The following is an 18,681-nucleotide window of genomic DNA, read 5'->3' as shown; positions in this document are numbered from 1 at the left end:
CTTTAAACATATTTTTTCTCCTTATCCCTTCAATCCACTGGTAACAACGCCCTGTACAAAATATTTCTGGCAGGTCAGATAAAGAATAAAGGTTGGAATGACGGCAATCAACGCCGCTGCCATCATCGGGCCCATGTCAAGGGTCGCTCCCTGCGATGCCTTCAGCATGACTAGTCCAACCGCCAATGTATATTTTTCCATATCGTTCAGATAGATCAACGGCCCGAAAAAGTCATTCCAACTGCCAACGAAACAGAACAATGCTACGACAAACATGACGGTCTTGGAATTTGGAAGCAAAATGCGCCAGAAAACCCCAAAATAACTGCACCCGTCCAATCTGGCCGCTTCATCCAGTTCTTTTGGAAACGACAGGAAAAACTGCCGTAGGATAAAAACAGAAAAGGCATTCGTCGCAAGAAATGCAGGAACCGTCAATGGCAAGATTGTATTCACCCATTTTAATTTTGTATACATTCCAAACTGGGGAATGATAAGTGTAAAATTAGGAATCATCATCGTCGAAAGAAGAATGGTGAACCAGATATTTTTTTCTTTACAGTTAAATCTGGAAAAACCATAAGCCACAAGGCTGCAGCTTAACAGCGTTCCAAAAATATTAAGCCCCACAATTACTAGGCTGTTTCGGATATATTTAAAGATCGGGCTTATCGCAAACACTTCTTTAAAAGCCCTCAAGCTGAAGGGCCGCGGAATAAAGGTCGGCGGATAATCCACACACTGAGGACCTGTCTTAAATGCCGTAGATAACATCCAGATAAACGGAAGCACAAACAAGATTGCAAGTATTCCCATAACGATGTACCAGATCACAGCTTCCACGTTTCTTCTGGTTTTACTTCTCTTTTTCATCTTTTATCCCCTCCTTTCTGTCAGCGATCATAGACAACTTTCCGGTTCATCAGTTTCATGACTATCACCGTGAGTACCACTAATAATAGGCAAAGAATCCAGGATTGTGCTGCGGCTTCTCCGAACTTGAAGAACAAAAATCCTGTATTATAAATCAGCATTCCATAGGTATAGGTCGCCTTCATCGGTCCGCCTTCCGTCATGATAAAGGGCTGGTTGAATATCTGAAATGCGGAAATCAGCCCCATTACGGTATTTAGAAGGACAACCGGCGAAATCATCGGAACAGTAATTTTTATAAATTTATCCCACTCGGAAGCACCGTCAATCTCAGCGGCTTCATAGTAAGTGAGAGGAACCTGCTTTAGCCCCGCCAAAAAAATCAACATTGCCTGGCCGCAGAATGTCAGATTCATGATAATCAAGGACGGCATCGCCCATTCCGTACTGGTGAGCCATCTCGGTCCTTCTATTCCGATCAGAGAGAGCAGATAATTAAATACACCTGTCTCTGAATTAAACAGCCATATCCATACCATATAAACTGCTGTTCCGGCAGCTACCGAAGGAAAGTAAAAAAGTGCCTGAAAAATTCCGGCTCCTCTATGTTCTTTATTTAAAAGAAAGGCTAAAAATAATGCAAAAATAATACTTGTTGGAACAGAAAATACTGCATACACACAGGTGTTAGTTAAAGCTCTTTTGAAATCCTGATTACTAAAAATTGTACGGCTGTAGTTTTGTACCCCTTTAAACACCGGTGCTGACATTCCATCCCAATCACATAATGCACAGTAAAATGAATAAATCATTGGTCCCACGGTCAGACAAAAAAAGCCAATCAGCCATGGAGATATAAAGAGATAAAAGTATTTTCTCTCTCTTTTTTCTAATATACTTACTCTGTTTTTCATCCCTGACATAGTATCAACTCCTGTTTTAGCAAGACAGGGAAGGATCTCATCCACCCTTCCCTGTCTTTCCTCTTTTTCGCTGTTATTCTATCATTCTGCGTCAAAAATCTTCTGACCATCTGTCTGTATATTTTCAAGCACGGTTTTCAGGTCTGTAGAATCCGGTTTTAAGATCAGGCGCTCAATTTCAGGTTTGATAACATTATTATTGATCTCCGCAACGGTTCCTGTATTTCTCCAGGTTACACTGTTTGCCAGAGCATCAAGGGCAAGCTGCTTATTGAAGTGTTTTGCACCGTCTGCAAATTCATTCAGGAACTCAGTGTCTCCGGATATTTCTTTATTAACCGGCAGTGAAACAGAATTTGTCTGGATATCTCGGTTTTCCAGTGTCCATTTGATATACTCAAAAGCAGCATCTTTCTTTTCACTGTTGGCTGAAATAGAAAGTGCATTTGCATACATCTGCGTTCTCCACTGACCATAGGTTTCATTAGTCGGAAGCGGAATCAGATCCCATTCAAAGGAATCCTGTACAACCTTATGAATTTCAGCAATATCCCAGAATCCGATAAGCGCCATTCCGTACTTTCCGGTTTCAAAACCACCGCCGATATCTTTACTGTTCAAAACTGCCGGTGCGGCTTTCTCGTTCAACATCAGATCATTTATCCACAAATCCCAGATATGATATAAGGCATCGTTGTCCGTGGCCTGCATTTTCTTTGCATTCCAGTCATAGATCTGTGTCTCGCCATTTCCGTAAATAGCTCTTCCCCAATCTATAACACCAGCGCCAAGCATAACTCCATACTGTCCTTTTGATTCATCCGTCATCTTGACTGCCGCATCACGAAACTCTTCTTCCGTCCATGATTCTGTAGGAAATTCCAGTCCAGCTTCCTCAAAAAGCTTTTTATTTCCTACCATCACACAAGCGGATGCCTGAAGCGGAACTGCATAAATCTGATCTTCATAAGATAACCCTTCCCACAAATTATCTTCAACCAAGTCTTTTAATCCAGCATTCTCGATCATTCCGTCCAGTGGTTCAAACATTCCTTTTTTTGTATACTCATCACCGTAATCCACTGCAACCTGTACAATATCCGGAAGTGTATTGGATGAAGCATACGCACTCAGTTTCTGAAGATAAACGCTTGGATCAATACCTGTTCCCTTTACCTGAATATCGGTATGAGACTTGTTAAATGCATCAATTGTCCCCATAATCGTATTGATTTCTGACTGATTCCCCCAGAACAGATATTCAACAGTCGTAACATCATCTGCTGATACATTCAGCGGTCCTGCCAAACCGCAAAGCATAGAAGCTACCAGTCCACTCATCAGTACCTTTTTTCCCCAGTTTCTTCTCATTCTCGTTTCCTCCTTTATCTTGGAATTTATCTGATGAACTCATTATACGGGATTACTTGTAATTTTCCTATTTCATATTCCTTGTTGCTTTATGGATAAGATCAGCTTTTTCCTTTCTCTCTATGGACTTTTTCTTATTTTTCATGAATATCTATGAGAATTTCCATTTTGGTACCTTCATTTTCTTTACTTTCCATATTTAATGCAGCTGCCGATCCATAATAAAGCATTAGGCGATCCTTGAGATTTGAAAGAGCCACTGATTTTTGCTCTTTTCCTTTTCCTTCCCTTAATCGTTTTAGTTTCTCATAAGGAATTCCAACTCCGTTGTCCTCTACCTGCAAATGTAAAAACTCATCTTTTTCAAAAATGTGAATGATCAGTATGCATTCTCCCTGTTTTGCCTCAAGCCCATGCTTCATTGCATTTTCTACAAGCGGTTGTAAAGAAAGTCTTAATATATTTCTATCCATCAAATTCTCCTGTACTTTATAATAAACTTGAAACTTATCTTCAAATCTAATTGTTTGAATCAGCACAAACTGTTTGATACATTCCAGTTCCTGCCCAATCGTAACCACATTTTCCTGCCTGAGACTATATCGCAAAACTGCCGATAATGCTGTAGATAGTTCTTCTATCTCTTTCACATCATAACAAACACCTATATTTCGAATACATTCAATTGTATTATATAAAAAATGTGGATTCATCTGACTCTGCAATGCAAAAAGCATAGCTTTTGATTTTTCTGCTTCTTCTTTGTAAAGCCCCGTGGTCAGCTGGATGTTTCGATCCATTAGTTGTTTTACGCTTTCCATCATATGATTCAGTCCATCCGTAATCTGGTTAAACTCTTTTTTATCCATTCTTTCCAGCTTGGCATCCAGATTTCCATCTCCTATCTCTTTCATATGCCTTACACAATTATTTACAAAAGAATTGAGAGATTTCAGAAGCGGGAAGGCAACCATAAACACACACAGCAGAAAGACCAGCCAGACAACCAGCCATCGAAAGCCATCTTTTTCATAAAAGATCCGTTCTTTCTCCGGTGATACCAAAAGAAGCTTCCAGCCATTGGAGCCAATAGACTTCATATTGATCGCATATCCTTTTTTCTGAATGGAAAGGATTCCATTTTCTGCTGTTTCAAGGCTGCTGATGTTTTGCCGAATATCCTCCCAGAGCATTTCCTGCCCTTCGGGCATCAGCATCACTTCTCCTTTTTGATTCAAAAGATAGACCGAGCAGCCATGCCCCTGTATCTTCTCCATTTCCTTTCTCAAAAAATCAGCTTTTACCGTGAAAATACTTGCCCCTATGACCTTATCCTTTGATATGGTATATCCCAGACCTGCATTTTCAAATTTATGAATTTCCCCCGTCATAGCAAAACACAGAGAACTTCCCAACTCAAAAATATCAGAGATGCTTCCGTCTTTATCAAAACTGTTATCCTCGATAAATTCCATCAGCGTGCTGTCATTCTGATACCGCGCATAATAATAAAGCCGGTTGTTCATATCTCTTACATATACGTCCATCAGTTCGCTGTCCAGAAGGGAATAATTATAAAGCATATAAGTAAGGTTTGTTTCCATATCATTGATTGGCGTTAAGATTTCATAGGAAGACGCTCCTGAACCGCTTAAAATTCTCTGCAAATTTTCATTATATTCACAGGCTGACATGATACTGCGTATTTTATAGTATTTTTCCATATAGCTTTTTTCAATTTCAAACAAGTTTTCCTCGCACCAGGCATCATATTTGGCCTGATTGGAATGGATTACGGTAATAACCGAATACCCGCATGCCAAAATAATTCCCAGAACAACGACACAGATCAGATAACCAATCTGCGTTTTTAAAGAGCTTATCTTCCTTCTCCTCATTTTTTCTCCTTATCCTGCTGATTTTCTCTCCATTCCGTCGGTGTAATCCCCGTTAATTTTCGGAAAACTCTGGTAAAATAAAAATAATCGGTATATCCGGAGGCATCTGACACCTCATAGATTTTCAAATCCGTATTTTCCAGCAGCCATTTCGCTTTTTCCATCTTCTTCTCTGTGATATAGTCTTTTATATTTTTATTGAATTTTTTCTTGAAAACGCGGCTGATATAATTTTGGTCCATATGAAAATACTGAGCCACATCCCCCGTAGAAATCTGTTCTGTATAATGCATATCGACATATCTTCTTATATCTTCCGCATCGGCTCCACTGTCTCTGATCTCTGAAAATACCTGTCGCACTCCATCTTCCAGATCATGAACATAATCTTCTGCATTTTTATATTTTTCCATAAAAACTGTCATGGATTCCAACCCGAATTGCTGGAAATAGTCAATTTCCTGGCTGTTCAGATTAATGCAAATATAATTTCCTATTCCTATCAGATCCTGCACCGTATAGTGATTTTTACAAATCCAATCTAAAATCCCTTTCAAAAAAGAAAGAATACTCTCTCCTTTTTCCAGAGAAAGTTCTGTTCTGAGCATATGATAAACAGAATCTTTTTTAGATAGCCTCTTTTGTTTATCGTAAAAATTCAAAATATCGGGTGTTTCCAATAAAAACTGCAGACTGCTATTCTGAGCCTGTTGGACATAAGTATATATAGGATCCTTCGCAGAGAGCAATTCACTTACCCCCAGAAAAGCCATATCTTCATTCGCCGCTTTTTCCATTTTGTAATAAAAACCTGCCAAATCCTGCTCCTTCACAGCACAAAGATAATACAAAAAATTCTTATCCTGAAGAAAAATCACTGAAGACTCTAATTGTTCTTTAAATACATCAATCACTCGGTTCAGATGAAAATAATTTCTGGCACAGCAAAAAATTTGAAACTTTCCATCCTGGAAATCTGTCGACCAGATTTCTTTTGCACAGATCTCACTGTGATATTCCAAAAGCAACTCTTCCAGTTCCCGGCTCTTTCCACCTTTTTTCTGATCCAGTGCAGATTTTAATTTTTCCAGAACCTGTACTAATTCTGCTTTTTTTAACGGCTTTATTAAATAATCAAATGCTCCGAGTTTTAAAGCTTTATGTGCATATTCAAATTCTTCATACGCACTGATTAAAATAAACTCCGGTCGTTCTTTACCCATATGCAAAGACTGCTCTAATAATTCCAAACCATTCAAGGATGCCATACGGATGTCCGTGATCACTGCATCCGGTTTTAACAGTGCGATTTTTTCCAGCGCACTAATACTGTCTGTTGTCGTATAAACAATCTCAAAACCTAATTCTTCCCATGGAATCATTTTCATCAATCCTCTGATAACCCAGATTTCATCATCCACCAAAAAAAGTTTATACACTATGCTCACTCCCTTTATTTTCTGTATCATTACCCCTTCATCTTATCACAATCAAATGTTTATTATAAGAAAAAAACCACAAATCCGTCTGTGGATTCATGGTTTTTTATAATAAGGCTTTTGAAAAGAATATTTTTATTTCACCGCTCCGATCAGCTCATGGATATCTTTCACTCCATATTTCTCCATGTAGGCCTGGATGCCGTCGATGACGTCGATGGTGGCCGTGGGATTTACAAAGTTGGCGGTTCCGACGGCTACGCCGGTGGCTCCTGCAAGGATAAATTCCAGCGCATCCTCAGCGGTGGTGACGCCGCCCATGCCGATGACGGGGATCTTTACGGCGTTGGCCACCTGGTAGACCATACGCACAGCGATGGGGTGAACGGCCGGGCCGGAGACGCCGCCGGTCTTATTGGCCAGGGCGAAGGTACGGCGGTTGACATCGATCTTCATACCGGTGAGGGTATTGATGAGGGAAACCGCATCGGCTCCGCCTGCCTCTGCTGCCCGGGCGATCTCAGCGATATCCGTTACGTTCGGGGTCAGCTTCATGATTACCGGCTGCTTTGCGATCTTTTTGATCTCGGCCGTGAGCTCCTCCACATGCTTCGGATCCTGGCCGAAAGCGAGGAAGCCCGCGTTGACGTTGGGGCAGGAAATGTTGATCTCCATCATATCGATCTTTTCCTCTGCCAGCCGTTCAACCACAGCCAGATATTCTTCCGGCGCATGACCGCAGACGTTGACGATGATCTTCGTGTCATATTTCTGAAGGAAGGGAATATCTCTCTTGCAGAAAACGTCGATGCCGGGGTTCTGAAGGCCGATGGCGTTCATCATGCCGCCGTAAGTCTCTGCCACTCTCGGAGTCGCGTTTCCCGGCCAGGGCACGTTTGCCACGCCTTTCGTCACAACGGCGCCCAGGCGGTTGAGATCCACAAATTCACTGTATTCTTCACCGGATCCAAAGGTTCCGGAGGCTGTCATCACCGGATTTTTCAGCTCCACACCGGCGATATTCACGCGCATATCTGTCATCATAACTCCACCTCCGTTGAAAGGAATACCGGTCCGTCTTTACATACCCGCTTGTTGTGGACGTGGGAATGACTGTCCACCTCTTTGGACTTGCAGACGCAGCCAAGACAGGCTCCTACGCCGCAGGCCATCCGCTCCTCAAGAGAAAGCCAGCACTCGATGCCTTTTTCCTCTGCATAAGCTTTCAGCGCCCGAAGCATCGGGGTGGGGCCGCAGGCATAGATCACATCGGCACTTAAGCCCTCCGCGCAGATTGCATCCAGCACATTTCCTTTGGTTCCGGCGCTTCCGTCCTCGGTAGCGAGATAAACGGTTCCGTTTTTCGCAAGCTCCTCATTGAGGAAAAGCTCATCGCGGTAGCCCAGGATGATCTGCTTCTCTCCTTTGAGTTCTCTGGAAAGTTCCAGCATGGGCGGAATACCGATGCCGCCGCCGATGAGGAAGGCTTTCTTTCCTTCTTCCATCCGATCCAGCGGAAAGCCATTTCCCAGGGGTCCAAGTATCTCGACCTCGTCTCCTTTGGAATAACCGGAAAATTCTGCGGTCCCTTTTCCGGCCACGCGGTAAACGATCCGGAGCTGTCTTTCTTCTTTATTTACTTCACAGATGCTGATGGGTCTCGGGAGCAGACGGCTGCCATCCTGACAGTAAAGATTGATAAACTGTCCCGGCTTCGCCTCTCCTGCCACCTGTTCGGTCTGAAGCCACAGGCTGAAGATCCCGGTTCCGATCCGCTCCTGGCTCACTACTTTTGCACATTCTTTAAATTTTGCCACTTTTTTCTCTCCATACTCTGATAACTGCCAGATGCATTTTTCAACACAACTGGCAGTTTCTTTTTTCTATATTTATCTGTTTTTCAGTGCGCCATCGATATCTGCGATCATATCTTCCACAGCGGCTCTGGAGGCCTCTGCGAAAGCAGCCTCGCCATACTTCGCATATTTCTCCTGCTTCCATGCGGCGATGATACCGCGGGAAGAGTTGACAATGGCTCCCAGTCCGTCTTCATTGAAGAAATGAACCAGATCCTTGCCTTTTCCGCCCTGTGCGCCGTAGCCCGGCACCAGGATGAAGGCCTTCGGCATGATTTTTCTCAGGATTTTACCCTGCTCCGGATAGGTAGCGCCGACAACAGCTCCTACATAGCTGTATTTGTCGCCCATGCATTCCTCGCCCCAGGCAGCGACATGCTCGCCCACGATCTCATAGAGGGGACGGCCGTCGATGAGACGGTCCTGAAACTCTCCGCTGGAGGGATTGGAGGTCTTCACCAGTACGAAAATACCTTTTTTCTCCTCTTTGCAGACGTCGATGAAGGGTTTGATGCCGTCGGTTCCGAGATAGGGGTTCACGGTAGCGAAATCCTCATCAAAACCGGCAAATTTCTGGCTTCCCACCTGTACTTTCCCCAGATGGCCTACTGCGTAAGCTGCGGAGGTGGAGCCGATATCGCCTCTCTTGACGTCGCCGATGACTACCAGATCTTTTTCCTTACAATAATCGACGGTCTTCTTGAAAGCGATGAGACCTTCGATACCGAACTGCTCGTACATGGCGATCTGCGGTTTCACCGCCGGGATCAGGTCATAAACATGGTCTATGATCTCTTTGTTGTACTGCCAGATGGCCTCTCCGGCTCCCTTTAAGGTCTCGCCGTACTCTTTGAAGGCTTTTTCCTGAATCTGTTTCGGAATGTAATTCAGCATGGGATCCAGGCCGACAACGATGGGTGCATGGGTTTTCTCGATTTTACTGATGAGTTTCTGAATCATTGTTCTTTCTCCTTATTCTTCTATTCACTGTTTCATCCGGTCAGCGGCATAAACGATTTTTCCGCCGCAGATGGTCATTTCCACCTCGCCGAAGACTTTTCTTCCGTGGAAGGGGGTATTTTTTCCCATGGAACGGAATTTATTCTTGTCAATCGTGTATTCCACTTCCGGATCGATGATGGTCACGTCCGCGATCTTGCCCTCAGCCAGATTTCCTTTGTCAATCCCTAAGATTCTGGCGGGATTGGTGCTCATCTTGGCTGCCATCTGAAGCGGAGTGATCACGCCGGGGCGCACCAGTTCGCTGATGGTCAGCGGAACGGCGGTCTCCAGACCTACGATACCGAAGGGTGCGTTCTGCATCGTGCGGAGCTTCTCCTCCTCGCTGTGGGGCGCATGGTCCGTCGCGATGACATCCATGATATTGTCGTGAAGGCCCTGCTTTAAGGCTTCCACATCCTCTTTCGTACGGAGAGGCGGGTTCATCTTGTAGTTGGCGTCATTTCCCGGAATATCTGCGGAGGTCAGCGTAAAGTGATGGGGGCAGACCTCGGCGGAAACGTCCACGCCGTCGAGTTTGGCTGCTTTCACCATGCGGACGCTGTCCTTCGTGGAGCAGTGGCAGAGATGCAGTCTCGCTCCTGTCTCTTTTGCCAGCAGAATGTCTCGGGCCACAATCACATCCTCCACCGCATTGGTGATGCCCTTCCAGCCCTTGGCTGCCATGTCTTTATCTGCGTTCACCACGCCTCCTTCCACCATGTTGATATCCTCACAGTGGGCCAGCACCGGAATGTTCAGAGATTTGGCGATCTTCATAGCCTTCCGGTAAAGTCCGGAGTTCATGACGGATTTGCCGTCCTCGCTGATGGCGGGGGAACCGGCTTTTACCATACTCTCAATGTCAGAAAGTTCCTCGCCTCTCATGCCTTTTGTCACGGCTCCGGCCTGAAGCACGTTGATGAGGCCCAGCATTTTCGCCTTATTGTGTACATAGGAGACCCGGTGGCCTTCGTCCATGACCGGTTTCGTGTTGGGCATGGCCACAATCGTCGTGAAGCCGCCGTGGGCTGCTGCCTCAGCTCCCGTATCCACGGTCTCTTTATAGGTAAAGCCGGGGTCACGGAGATGTACATGCAGATCGATGAGTCCCGGCATCACATAACAGCCGGAAGCATCCACGACCCTGCAGTCTTCTCCGGAAGCATCCGACTCTTCCTTATCCGTATTCTGTTCCTTTACTTTCCAAATTTTGCCGTCACGAATCCACAGGTCATAAAGACCATCGCGCTCATTTACCGGATCCAGAAGACGGCCGCCTTTGATCAAAATATCCATATACACTACATCCTCCCACTCTTATAGCAATGTCTCGTACTACAGATTTTTTTGCTCTGAATTTATTCTATCATAGGATAGTGGTGGGGGCAAACTTTTTCTTTTTCAAATTCACAGCAATTTTCCGCATTTGAAAAGGACGGGAAATTTTCCCGTCCTCAGAGCACCGGCTTTTATTTTCTTTTTGCAACAATTGTCGGCATTTCCAGTTTGAAAGCCAGAGTATCTTCGTCTTCTATCGTTACCTGGTCTTCCTTAAAGTTAAACGTAAGTGTCTCTTTTCCGCAGGTCTCGATCTTACGCAGTTCGATAACAAGGACATTTTCCTGCTCCCACCAGGCGCTCGCCAATACCTGGCCAGCCAGCCTTCCCGGAATCAGATTCTGTCTTCTTGAGCCGTCCATTGCAGCCCAGAGATCGAAGGTTTCGTCTCCGTCATCTGTGGAAATACATAACGTATCACAGGTAAAATGAAGCGTAAAACTTTGAACTGCCGACGGAAGCGGCGTTCCTCCCATAATCATTTCCACCCCGTCGCAGCCCAGATAAAAGTTTCCTTCTTCTACCTGATAGCTGCTTCCATCTACTTTTTCCATGTACGGGCTGAAGGGATGATATTTCGGAGCGGGAAGAGAAAGAGCGCTCATACGTTTTTTCAATGCGTCCGACGCTGTCTTATTTTCCCCAGCTGCGGGATTTTTTCGGATTCTCTCAAGAAAAGCCCACATGGTATCCAGGATTGCCTGTGCCCAGTGTGCTCCCGATGCATTCTCGGTAATGGCAATGAGCATATCCAGATCCGGAACAACGATCGTGAACTGCCCCATCGCGCCGTCTGCACGGTATACGCCTTCGGGCTGGCACATCCAAATCTGATAACCATAACCGACAAAGTTATCTCTGGCCTCCGGATTTCCGATCGCCTCTGTCGCCGACTCATTCTGAAGGCTGGTCGCCCGTTTCACATAGTCTTCCGCCAGAATCCTCTCATTGTCCCAGACTCCGCCATTCGCATAAAGCTTCATAAGGCGAAGATTATCCTCGGTGGTCGAAAACAGGCCGCCTCCGCCCATCTCCGTACCGTCCGGCATTTTGATCCAGCGATGGTTATCGGAAAGGATGCCGATCTTATCATACAGGCGGGGTTTCAGATATTCATGCAGTCCAAGTCCTGTTTTCTTTTTGATAATCGCTGCGAGAACCGAAGAACCCACACTGTTGTACATATAGGTCGTTCCGGGTTTGTGTTTTACCGGGGTATGAAGGAAATCATGAAGCCAGTTTACCGTCGGTTCCGGCATCTCGTCCATTCCGCAGCCCATGCAAAGGACATCGTGGATTGTCAGAAGCTTCAGATTTTCTGAGGGGTTCTCCGGTGCTTCTTCCGGGAAAATATCAATCAGTCTTTCATCCAGCTTTAACAGGCCTTCGGTATACGCAATGCCAATCGCCGTCGCCGCATAGGTCTTGGAATGAGACTGCTGGCCATGGCGGATTCCGGGAGCATAGGGGCTCCACCAGCCTTCCGCACAAATTTTTCCATGCCTCATAATCATTAAGCCATGGGGTTCTGTGATCCCGCTCTCCAGCTGATCCAGAAGCCACTCGATGTCTTCCGAACAAATGCCGGCCTGTTCCGGTGTGATCCGTTCAAATTCTTTTCTTGTCATAATTTTTCCTCTCCTGTTCTATTTATCTTTTTTTCTTATTTTTCAGGCGATATTTTCTCTTCAGGGCTTTTTCTTTCAGGCGGTATTTCTCTTTTGTCAGTTTTTCTTCCTGGCGGGCGTTCTCAGCCAGAATTTTTTTCCGGTATTTCCGGTAGAGCCGGCCTTCCTGAATGAGGGCTGCTCCGGCAAAGGCTGCGAATACCGCCGCCTGGAGCGCTACGGTGAGCTGTTCTTTCTGCTTTTCTGTCAGATTCATAGGGCACCTCCGTTTCTCATAGTTTCTCATAGTTTTTCCTAACTGGTCTCATTATACCATAATTTTCCCCTGGCTGTTACAGTTGAATTATGATTTTGGAAATGGTATGATAGAAGAGCAAGCGATTTACGCAGTAAATCAGCGGATTCTGAATGTTTGAAGGATTGCGTGAGCTGCTCTGCAGCGTAGCAATCCGCAGGTACGACATACGAAGGGAGTTTCTGTTTTATGACTGTGAAAAAACCGGCAGCCTCCACTCCTCTCTGGGGCGAGAAGCCTTATCGCTCCCTGGACTATGAGTGGAAAAAACAGTACGGTGAAAAAATATACAAAGTCTCCTTAAACGGCGGTATGACCTGTCCCAACCGGGACGGCACCGTGGGAAGCGGCGGCTGTATTTTCTGCAGCGCCGGAGGAAGCGGTGACTTCGCCGCGGACGCCCGCCTTTCCATCAGAGAACAGATCGAATCCCAGGAAGAAAAGCTCCGGACGAAGTTTCCGGCGAAGCATTTTGTGGCTTACTTCCAGGCTTATACCAACACTTATGCTCCGGTGGACTATCTCCGGAAAATTTTCACCGAGGCCATCACACACCCGGATATCGTGGCCCTTTCCATCGGCACCCGGCCTGACTGCCTGCCCGACGATGTACTCGATCTTCTTTCTTCCCTGAATGAGATCAAGCCCGTCACTATAGAGCTGGGCCTTCAGACCATCCATGAGAAAACGGCGGCTTTTATCCGCAGAGGCTACGCCCTTCCCTGTTTTGAAGAAGCAGTACAGAAGCTCAGAAGCTGCGGTATTTCCGTGGTCGTTCACACGATCCTTGGGCTTCCCGGCGAAACGGAGGAGGATATGCTCGCTACGATCCGTTATCTCAATCACCAGGATATCCAGGGCATCAAGCTTCAGCTTCTTCACGTTCTGAAGGGGACCGATCTGGCTGCCTGGTACGAAAACCCGGGCTTTCCCGTTTTTACCGAGGAGGAATATATCGATCTTGTGATCCGCTGCATCGACGAACTTTCACCGGATATCACGATTCACCGTCTCACCGGAGACGGCCCCAAAGAGCTTCTCATTGCCCCGCTCTGGAGCAGCCGGAAGCGCTCAGTCCTCAATGAGATTCACCGGCAGCTGAAATTGCGTGGCTCCTGGCAGGGGAAATTTTTTCAACCATAAGGAGGGAACTATGGCAGAACCTTTAACCTTATACAAACTCATCATTCTATATATGCTGAAAAAAGTGGATTTTCCGCTGACCAACGCCCAGATTTCTGAATTTGTGCTGGACCAGGAATACACCACATATTTCACACTCCAGCAGGCCATCTCGGAGCTGGTGGAGGCCGGGCTTATCCGTATGGAGACCATCCGGAATACTTCCCAGTATTACCTCACCGAGGACGGCGATATGACCCTCGGCTATTTCACTCAGAAGATCTCCGCCCCCATCCGTGAGGACATCGACCGCTATATCCAGGAAAACAAAATGGCCCTCCGAAACGAAGTGGCCATTGTCGCTGACTATTATAAAAATACCGCAGGTGAATATTCCGTCCACTGCGAAGTCAAGGAGAAAAAAGGCGATCTCCTGGATCTCACCATCAGCGTTCCCGACAAAGAGCAGGCCATCGCCATGTGCAACCACTGGGGCAAACGCTGCCAGGAAATCTACGAATACGTCATGGGGACACTACTTACAGAACCGAAATCCGAATAAAAAAATGCCAGGCATAAGCTGGAAAGCTCTGCCTGGTGTTTTTTTATTCATGTATCCACTCCAGATACTTCTCAATCTCTTTCTCATACCCGTTTCCGCTGGGGCGGTAGAATTTGGTGTCACCCAGTTCTTCGGGGAGGTAGCGCTGGCGGGAGAAGTGTTTGGGGAAGTCGTGGGCATATTCGTAGCCGATGCCGTGGCCCAGTTTGGCGGCGCCTGGGTAGTGGGCATCTTTTAAGTGGACCGGAACTGTGGCCTTGCCGTTTTTCACGGCTTCCATAGCTTCAAAGATCGCGTTTGTGGCAGAATTGCTTTTGGGCGCAGTGGCCACATAGAGGGCGGCCTGAGCCAGAATCAGCTGGGATTCAGGCATGCCCACCCGCTCCACGGCCTGAGCTGCCGCCACTGCCACCTGAATGGCCTGGGGATCAGCGTTTCCCACATCCTCTGAGGCACAGATCATGATACGCCGGGCAATAAAGGTCACACTCTCCCCGGCATAGAGCATCCGGGCCAGATAATAGACCGCGGCATCGGGATCGGAACCCCGCATACTCTTGATAAAGGCAGAGATCGTGTCGTAGTGGTTGTCCCCGGTCTTATCGTACTGCACCACCCGTTTCTGGATGCACTCGGAAGCCACCTCCCGGGTGATATGGATTTTTCCATCCGCGCTGCGTTCCGTCGTGAGCACCGCGAGCTCAATGGCATTGAGGGCTTTTCTCGCATCGCCCCCTGCAATATCTGCCAGGAACTCCTCCGCCTCCGGCTCCAGTACCGCGTCGTAGGAACCCATGCCCCGCTCCTTATCATAGACGGCCCGGTTCAGAAGCACACCCACATCCTCCTTTGTCAGAGGCTTGAGTTCAAAGATCACCGACCGGGAAATCAGAGCGCTGTTCACCTCGAAATACGGGTTCTCCGTCGTGGCTCCAATCAGAATCAGCGTTCCGTCCTCCACAAAGGGAAGAAGATAATCCTGCTGCCCCTTATTGAAGCGGTGAATCTCATCCACGAAAAGAATCGTTTTTTTCTGGTACATTCCGAGGGTATCCTTGGCTTTGGCCACGACCTCCTCCATGTCTTTTTTCCCAGCGGAAGTGGCGTTAATCTGGGTAAATTCCGCGCTGGTGGTGTTGGCGATGACCTTCGCCAGCGTAGTCTTTCCGGTTCCCGGCGGGCCATAAAAAATGATGGAACCCAGCTTGTCCGCCTTGATCGCGCGGTAGAGCATCTTGTCCTTTCCGATGATATGCTGCTGCCCCACCACCTCATCCAGGGTCCTCGGGCGTATTCTGGAAGCCAGAGGGGCTTCCTTTTTCATCGTATTGCTTCTTGCATATTCAAATAAATCCATGACGTTCCTTCCTATTCCAATATCAGTTCATCCGCTGTCACAAACTGAAAGCCTCTGCTTTTCAGAGTATCGATAATCTCAAGGGCCGCTTTTACCGAGGAAGCATAGCAGTCGTGAAGCAGGATCACATCCCCATCCTTCACCTTTTCCGTGCCCCGGCGCACCACATCGCTGACATTCTCCGTAGTCCAGTCCAGAGTGTCCACAGTCCACAGTACGGGAAAAAGGGTCAGCCCGCACTCGAGGCTCTTATCCCACTCTCCGAAGGGCGGGCGTATGTATTCCGCAGGCTTTCCCGTGATCTCCTGAATCAGGTCGGAGGTTTTTCGGATCTCCTCGCAGGCCGCCTCAGGAGCCATACCAGAAAGTTTCACATGGCTGTAGGTATGATTTCCGATGAGATGCCCTTCCTCTGCCATGCGCCGGACGATCTCCTCCTTGCCGGAAATATTTTCCCCGATGAGAAAAAACGTCGCCTTCACGTCCCGCTCCTTCAGGCCGTCCAGAAGCAGCGGCGTATAGGTTTTATGGGGACCATCGTCAAAGCTGATGGCCACCCGGGGCGCCAGTTCCTCAGCACTCTCCGTCTCATTTTTCTCAGATACAGTCTCCACCGCATCCCTGCTCATCCAGACAGCGGCCGCACAGAGAAATACCGCCGTCAGCAAAATCAGATATCCTTTTCCAGCCTTCATGCACACTGCCATCCATCGTCTGTCAGTCTGATTATATGAAAGAAAGGGCCGGCATATGCCGCCCTCCCTTTTTTACTGCTCGTCTTCTTCGTCATCCACCGGCTTTACCATAGCCGCTTTCTCACGGATGGAAACTTCTTTTTTCTGTACCGGAGCCTGTTTCTTATGAATTTTCTCCGGGTGCTGGAACTCCAGCCGGAATTTCTTCTTCGCACTCAGCGTGTAAGCGTAAACCACGAGGCCAATCATGCCGACATTGCTGGCGCCGCCCCGGCCTGCGAAGATGACAAATACCAGAATTCCCATATATCCGGCAAAATCCATGGCCGCATATTTCTTGTAGGCTTTCTTCTGATCCTCCGTGACGCCCTCAAGAAGCTTCGTGAGCTTCGGCTCCAGAATATCCGTCGCAGCCCAGTAGCCCACAAGGTACAGACAGGCAATCAGCTGAAACGCCCAGATTTTAAGCCAGCCCATGAGGGTGCCGCCGATCATGACGGCGATAACGACAATCAGGGCAAGCAGCGTGATTATGCTGATCTTTTTGTGAATCTTTTTCCGTTCTTCCTTATCCATTTGTTTTCCCTTCTGCCGCCTTTCCGCGGCCATTTACTAAAGGAAAGGATAACACAGACAGTCTTAAAAGTAAAGCGATCAGCGCCAGGAAAGAAGCTCTTTCACGCTCTTTTTCTTCGGTGCTGCGGGAGCGCTTTCCGGATAGCCTGCTGCCAGAAGGGCGGAAACATTATCGCCCTCCGGAAGCTCCAGGATTTTTCCAAGAATCTCCTCGTCAAAAATGCCAAGCGTTACAGTGCCGACGCCGTACTCGTGGGCCGCCAGCATGAAGGTCTGGGAAGCGATGCCCGCGTCAAACATTTCCCACTTGTCCTTTTTGGAGGTGGTGTAGGAACCGTCCTTCTCATAACCGCAGATACCGGTCTTTGTCACAACGACGATCAGCACCGGGCAGGCGGAGATGATATCTTTATTATGGGTAAAATTCATCGTAGCTTCTGTGGCAATCCGCTCCTTAAGGGCCGCGTCCTCCACGGCGATATACCTTACGGTCTGGGAATTTTTCCAGGAGGGAGCAAAGGCAGCCGCCTCCACGATCTGTTCCAACACTTCATGCGGAACCTTTTTATCCTCAAATTTCCGTACGCTTCGTCTTGTCTTGATTCCATCAATTAACTGCATCGATCAATTCCTCCTTTTTTGTTTTTATTATAGGTAACTTTTTCAGCAGTGTAAAGTCTTAAAACGCAGAAAAACCGCGTACAGGATGTTGTCCTGCCGCGGCTTTTCAGAACCTTATGTAGAGAAAACTCCCGGTTTTCCCCACAGCAACCGGCTGTCATAGCTGTACGCCTTAGACCCATTGGTTTTGCGTCACTGCTTTTCAACAGGTTTGCTGAATTTAAAGTTCTCTTTCCCTCTCGAGAAAGAGTATATCAGAAAAAATCAGCTCCTGCACAACTTTGGCACAATCGGCAGGATTTTAAGCACAATCGTCGTTTCGCCTTACTTATTCGGCAAAATCTCCCTCTTTTCGACTGAGAAAATACCGATTATATGCGTCTATCAGCTCTTTTCTTCCACGCACCCGGATAGGGACCATATTTCCATTTTTCAGGATAAAATCTTCTTTCACGTCTGCCACCTGATCCATATTTACCAGGTAACTCTGATGACACCGCAGAAAACGCTTCTCTCCGATCCGGGACTCGATATCATTCAGTTTGTCCTGCGTCACAATCTCACTGCCATCTTTGAGATGGAGTGTGACGATATGACGGTTGCTGTCAATATAGAGGATATCATCGGTGTAGGGATAACGGAACTGCCGTCCCGTCTTTACTGCTACCCGGTTCCGGTCACCGGTTTTCAGTGTTTTCTCCAGAAGACGTACCAACTGAGATGCAGAAAAGGGCTTGAGGATATAGCCGGAAGCTTCCACTTCGTAACTTTCGACTGCAAAATCAGGAGACATGGTCAGAAAAACGATGGGCGCCGTGCAGGAAAGCGCTCGAAGTTTCACTGCCGTTTCCATACCGTTAATTCCGTTCATAAAAATATCCAGGAACAGAAGATCCATTCCCAGATATCCTTCTTCCACATCCGCTGTCAGCGATTCTCCTGAACTATATTCCTCTACAAGAGCCTCTTCCCCGCGGTCGTCAAAATATTTTTCCAGAAAATGTCTCAATATGCTCCGATCAATCTCTACATCATCACATATTACGATCTAAGACTTCCCATACCTAAAATGGGATTCGTACCTTAAAAATTCAATATTTCAGCTAACAAAATAGTGATTTATGC

At 47.0% G+C, this 18,681-nt stretch carries 18 protein-coding genes and 1 riboswitch; of the genes, 2 read left to right on the top strand and 16 right to left on the bottom strand.

Annotation, left to right across the window (positions count from 1 at the left end; translation table 11 throughout):
- Positions 1-21: 21 nt before the first annotated feature.
- The 11 genes from LKD71_RS13290 to LKD71_RS13240 form a co-directional block, all read right to left on the bottom strand.
- Positions 22-873, bottom strand: coding sequence for a carbohydrate ABC transporter permease (locus LKD71_RS13290; protein ID WP_227615838.1), 852 nt, complete (start codon positions 871-873; stop codon positions 22-24).
- 20 nt (positions 874-893) lie between these two features.
- Positions 894-1,841 (bottom strand): carbohydrate ABC transporter permease, encoded by a 948-nt coding sequence (locus tag LKD71_RS13285; RefSeq protein ID WP_227615837.1) that lies wholly within the window; start codon positions 1,839-1,841, stop codon positions 894-896.
- A gap of 36 nt (positions 1,842-1,877) precedes the next feature.
- Complete coding sequence (locus tag LKD71_RS13280; protein WP_227615836.1) at positions 1,878-3,167, bottom strand: ABC transporter substrate-binding protein; 1,290 nt, start codon at positions 3,165-3,167, stop codon at positions 1,878-1,880.
- A gap of 134 nt (positions 3,168-3,301) precedes the next feature.
- Positions 3,302-5,065 (bottom strand): sensor histidine kinase, encoded by a 1,764-nt coding sequence (locus tag LKD71_RS13275; protein ID WP_178047271.1) that lies wholly within the window; start codon positions 5,063-5,065, stop codon positions 3,302-3,304.
- Positions 5,062-6,534, bottom strand: coding sequence for a response regulator transcription factor (locus LKD71_RS13270; protein ID WP_227615835.1), 1,473 nt, complete (start codon positions 6,532-6,534; stop codon positions 5,062-5,064). Before LKD71_RS13270 ends, LKD71_RS13275 begins: the two co-directional genes overlap by 4 nt.
- 105 nt (positions 6,535-6,639) lie before the next feature.
- Positions 6,640-7,545, bottom strand: a complete 906-nt coding sequence (locus tag LKD71_RS13265; RefSeq protein WP_227615850.1) for a dihydroorotate dehydrogenase — start codon at positions 7,543-7,545, stop codon at positions 6,640-6,642.
- Positions 7,545-8,321 (bottom strand): dihydroorotate dehydrogenase electron transfer subunit, encoded by a 777-nt coding sequence (locus LKD71_RS13260; protein WP_227615834.1) that lies wholly within the window; start codon positions 8,319-8,321, stop codon positions 7,545-7,547. Before LKD71_RS13260 ends, LKD71_RS13265 begins: the two co-directional genes overlap by 1 nt.
- 72 nt (positions 8,322-8,393) lie before the next feature.
- Complete coding sequence (pyrF, locus tag LKD71_RS13255) at positions 8,394-9,320, bottom strand: orotidine-5'-phosphate decarboxylase (protein ID WP_227615833.1); 927 nt, start codon at positions 9,318-9,320, stop codon at positions 8,394-8,396.
- Between the two features lie 24 nt (positions 9,321-9,344).
- Complete coding sequence (locus LKD71_RS13250) at positions 9,345-10,658, bottom strand: dihydroorotase (RefSeq protein ID WP_227615832.1); 1,314 nt, start codon at positions 10,656-10,658, stop codon at positions 9,345-9,347.
- Between the two features lie 173 nt (positions 10,659-10,831).
- Entirely contained in the window at positions 10,832-12,328 is a 1,497-nt protein-coding gene (locus LKD71_RS13245; RefSeq protein ID WP_227615831.1) for a serine hydrolase domain-containing protein, read from the bottom strand.
- Between the two features lie 22 nt (positions 12,329-12,350).
- Positions 12,351-12,584 (bottom strand): hypothetical protein, encoded by a 234-nt coding sequence (locus LKD71_RS13240; RefSeq protein ID WP_227615830.1) that lies wholly within the window; start codon positions 12,582-12,584, stop codon positions 12,351-12,353.
- A gap of 228 nt (positions 12,585-12,812) precedes the next feature.
- Here LKD71_RS13240 and LKD71_RS13235 point away from each other — a divergent pair, with 228 nt between their 5' ends.
- Together LKD71_RS13235 and LKD71_RS13230 are read left to right on the top strand one after the other, a co-directional pair.
- Entirely contained in the window at positions 12,813-13,766 is a 954-nt protein-coding gene (locus LKD71_RS13235) for a TIGR01212 family radical SAM protein (RefSeq protein ID WP_227615829.1), read from the top strand.
- 10 nt (positions 13,767-13,776) lie between these two features.
- Positions 13,777-14,307 carry a DUF4364 family protein gene (locus LKD71_RS13230; RefSeq protein ID WP_178046357.1) on the top strand — a complete coding sequence of 177 codons (531 nt, stop codon included), beginning with the start codon at positions 13,777-13,779 and terminating at the stop codon, positions 14,305-14,307.
- Positions 14,308-14,350: 43 nt separating this feature from the next.
- Here the strand turns inward: LKD71_RS13230 and LKD71_RS13225 are convergent, their stop codons facing one another.
- The 5 genes from LKD71_RS13225 to LKD71_RS18385 all read right to left on the bottom strand — a co-directional run bounded on the left by LKD71_RS13225 (position 14,351) and on the right by LKD71_RS18385 (position 18,598).
- Positions 14,351-15,664, bottom strand: coding sequence for a replication-associated recombination protein A (locus tag LKD71_RS13225; protein WP_227615827.1), 1,314 nt, complete (start codon positions 15,662-15,664; stop codon positions 14,351-14,353).
- Between the two features lie 11 nt (positions 15,665-15,675).
- The gene (locus LKD71_RS13220) at positions 15,676-16,359 is read right to left on the bottom strand and encodes a polysaccharide deacetylase family protein (RefSeq protein ID WP_227615825.1); all 684 of its coding nucleotides are present in this window, start codon (positions 16,357-16,359) and stop codon (positions 15,676-15,678) included.
- A 72-nt stretch (positions 16,360-16,431) separates the two neighbouring features.
- On the bottom strand, positions 16,432-16,935 hold the full coding sequence (locus LKD71_RS13215) for a hypothetical protein (protein ID WP_178046360.1): 504 nt from the start codon (positions 16,933-16,935) through the stop codon (positions 16,432-16,434).
- A 78-nt stretch (positions 16,936-17,013) separates the two neighbouring features.
- Positions 17,014-17,556: a nitroreductase family protein gene (locus LKD71_RS13210; RefSeq protein ID WP_227615823.1), complete on the bottom strand. Its 543-nt coding sequence runs from the start codon at positions 17,554-17,556 to the stop codon at positions 17,014-17,016.
- 142 nt (positions 17,557-17,698) lie between these two features.
- Positions 17,699-17,782, bottom strand: a riboswitch (cyclic di-GMP riboswitch).
- 102 nt (positions 17,783-17,884) lie between these two features.
- Positions 17,885-18,598, bottom strand: a complete 714-nt coding sequence (locus LKD71_RS18385) for a LytR/AlgR family response regulator transcription factor (protein WP_227615849.1) — start codon at positions 18,596-18,598, stop codon at positions 17,885-17,887.
- Positions 18,599-18,681: the final 83 nt, after the last annotated feature.

Source organism: Fusicatenibacter faecihominis, assembly GCF_020686945.1.
GTDB lineage: Bacteria > Bacillota > Clostridia > Lachnospirales > Lachnospiraceae > Limivivens > Limivivens faecihominis.
The sequence above is the reverse complement of the archived record's forward strand: the minus strand, read 5'-3'. Positions and strand labels throughout refer to the sequence as shown.

What these genes read in the sequence shown, in the direction of transcription:
- LKD71_RS13290 (WP_227615838.1), bottom strand. Translation starts at nt 873, where the DNA reads ATGAAAAAGAGAAGTAAAACCAGAAGAAACGTGGAAGCTGTGATCTGG.
- LKD71_RS13225 (WP_227615827.1), bottom strand. Translation starts at nt 15,664, where the DNA reads ATGGATTTATTTGAATATGCAAGAAGCAATACGATGAAAAAGGAAGCC.
- LKD71_RS13235 (WP_227615829.1), top strand. Translation starts at nt 12,813, where the DNA reads ATGACTGTGAAAAAACCGGCAGCCTCCACTCCTCTCTGGGGCGAGAAG.
- LKD71_RS13275 (WP_178047271.1), bottom strand. Translation starts at nt 5,065, where the DNA reads ATGAGGAGAAGGAAGATAAGCTCTTTAAAAACGCAGATTGGTTATCTG.
- LKD71_RS13240 (WP_227615830.1), bottom strand. Translation starts at nt 12,584, where the DNA reads ATGAATCTGACAGAAAAGCAGAAAGAACAGCTCACCGTAGCGCTCCAG.
- LKD71_RS13270 (WP_227615835.1), bottom strand. Translation starts at nt 6,534, where the DNA reads ATGATACAGAAAATAAAGGGAGTGAGCATAGTGTATAAACTTTTTTTG.
- LKD71_RS13245 (WP_227615831.1), bottom strand. Translation starts at nt 12,328, where the DNA reads ATGACAAGAAAAGAATTTGAACGGATCACACCGGAACAGGCCGGCATT.
- LKD71_RS13280 (WP_227615836.1), bottom strand. Translation starts at nt 3,167, where the DNA reads ATGAGAAGAAACTGGGGAAAAAAGGTACTGATGAGTGGACTGGTAGCT.
- LKD71_RS13250 (WP_227615832.1), bottom strand. Translation starts at nt 10,658, where the DNA reads ATGGATATTTTGATCAAAGGCGGCCGTCTTCTGGATCCGGTAAATGAG.
- pyrF (WP_227615833.1), bottom strand. Translation starts at nt 9,320, where the DNA reads ATGATTCAGAAACTCATCAGTAAAATCGAGAAAACCCATGCACCCATC.
- LKD71_RS13265 (WP_227615850.1), bottom strand. Translation starts at nt 7,545, where the DNA reads ATGACAGATATGCGCGTGAATATCGCCGGTGTGGAGCTGAAAAATCCG.
- LKD71_RS13230 (WP_178046357.1), top strand. Translation starts at nt 13,777, where the DNA reads ATGGCAGAACCTTTAACCTTATACAAACTCATCATTCTATATATGCTG.
- LKD71_RS13215 (WP_178046360.1), bottom strand. Translation starts at nt 16,935, where the DNA reads ATGGATAAGGAAGAACGGAAAAAGATTCACAAAAAGATCAGCATAATC.
- LKD71_RS13220 (WP_227615825.1), bottom strand. Translation starts at nt 16,359, where the DNA reads ATGAAGGCTGGAAAAGGATATCTGATTTTGCTGACGGCGGTATTTCTC.
- LKD71_RS13210 (WP_227615823.1), bottom strand. Translation starts at nt 17,556, where the DNA reads ATGCAGTTAATTGATGGAATCAAGACAAGACGAAGCGTACGGAAATTT.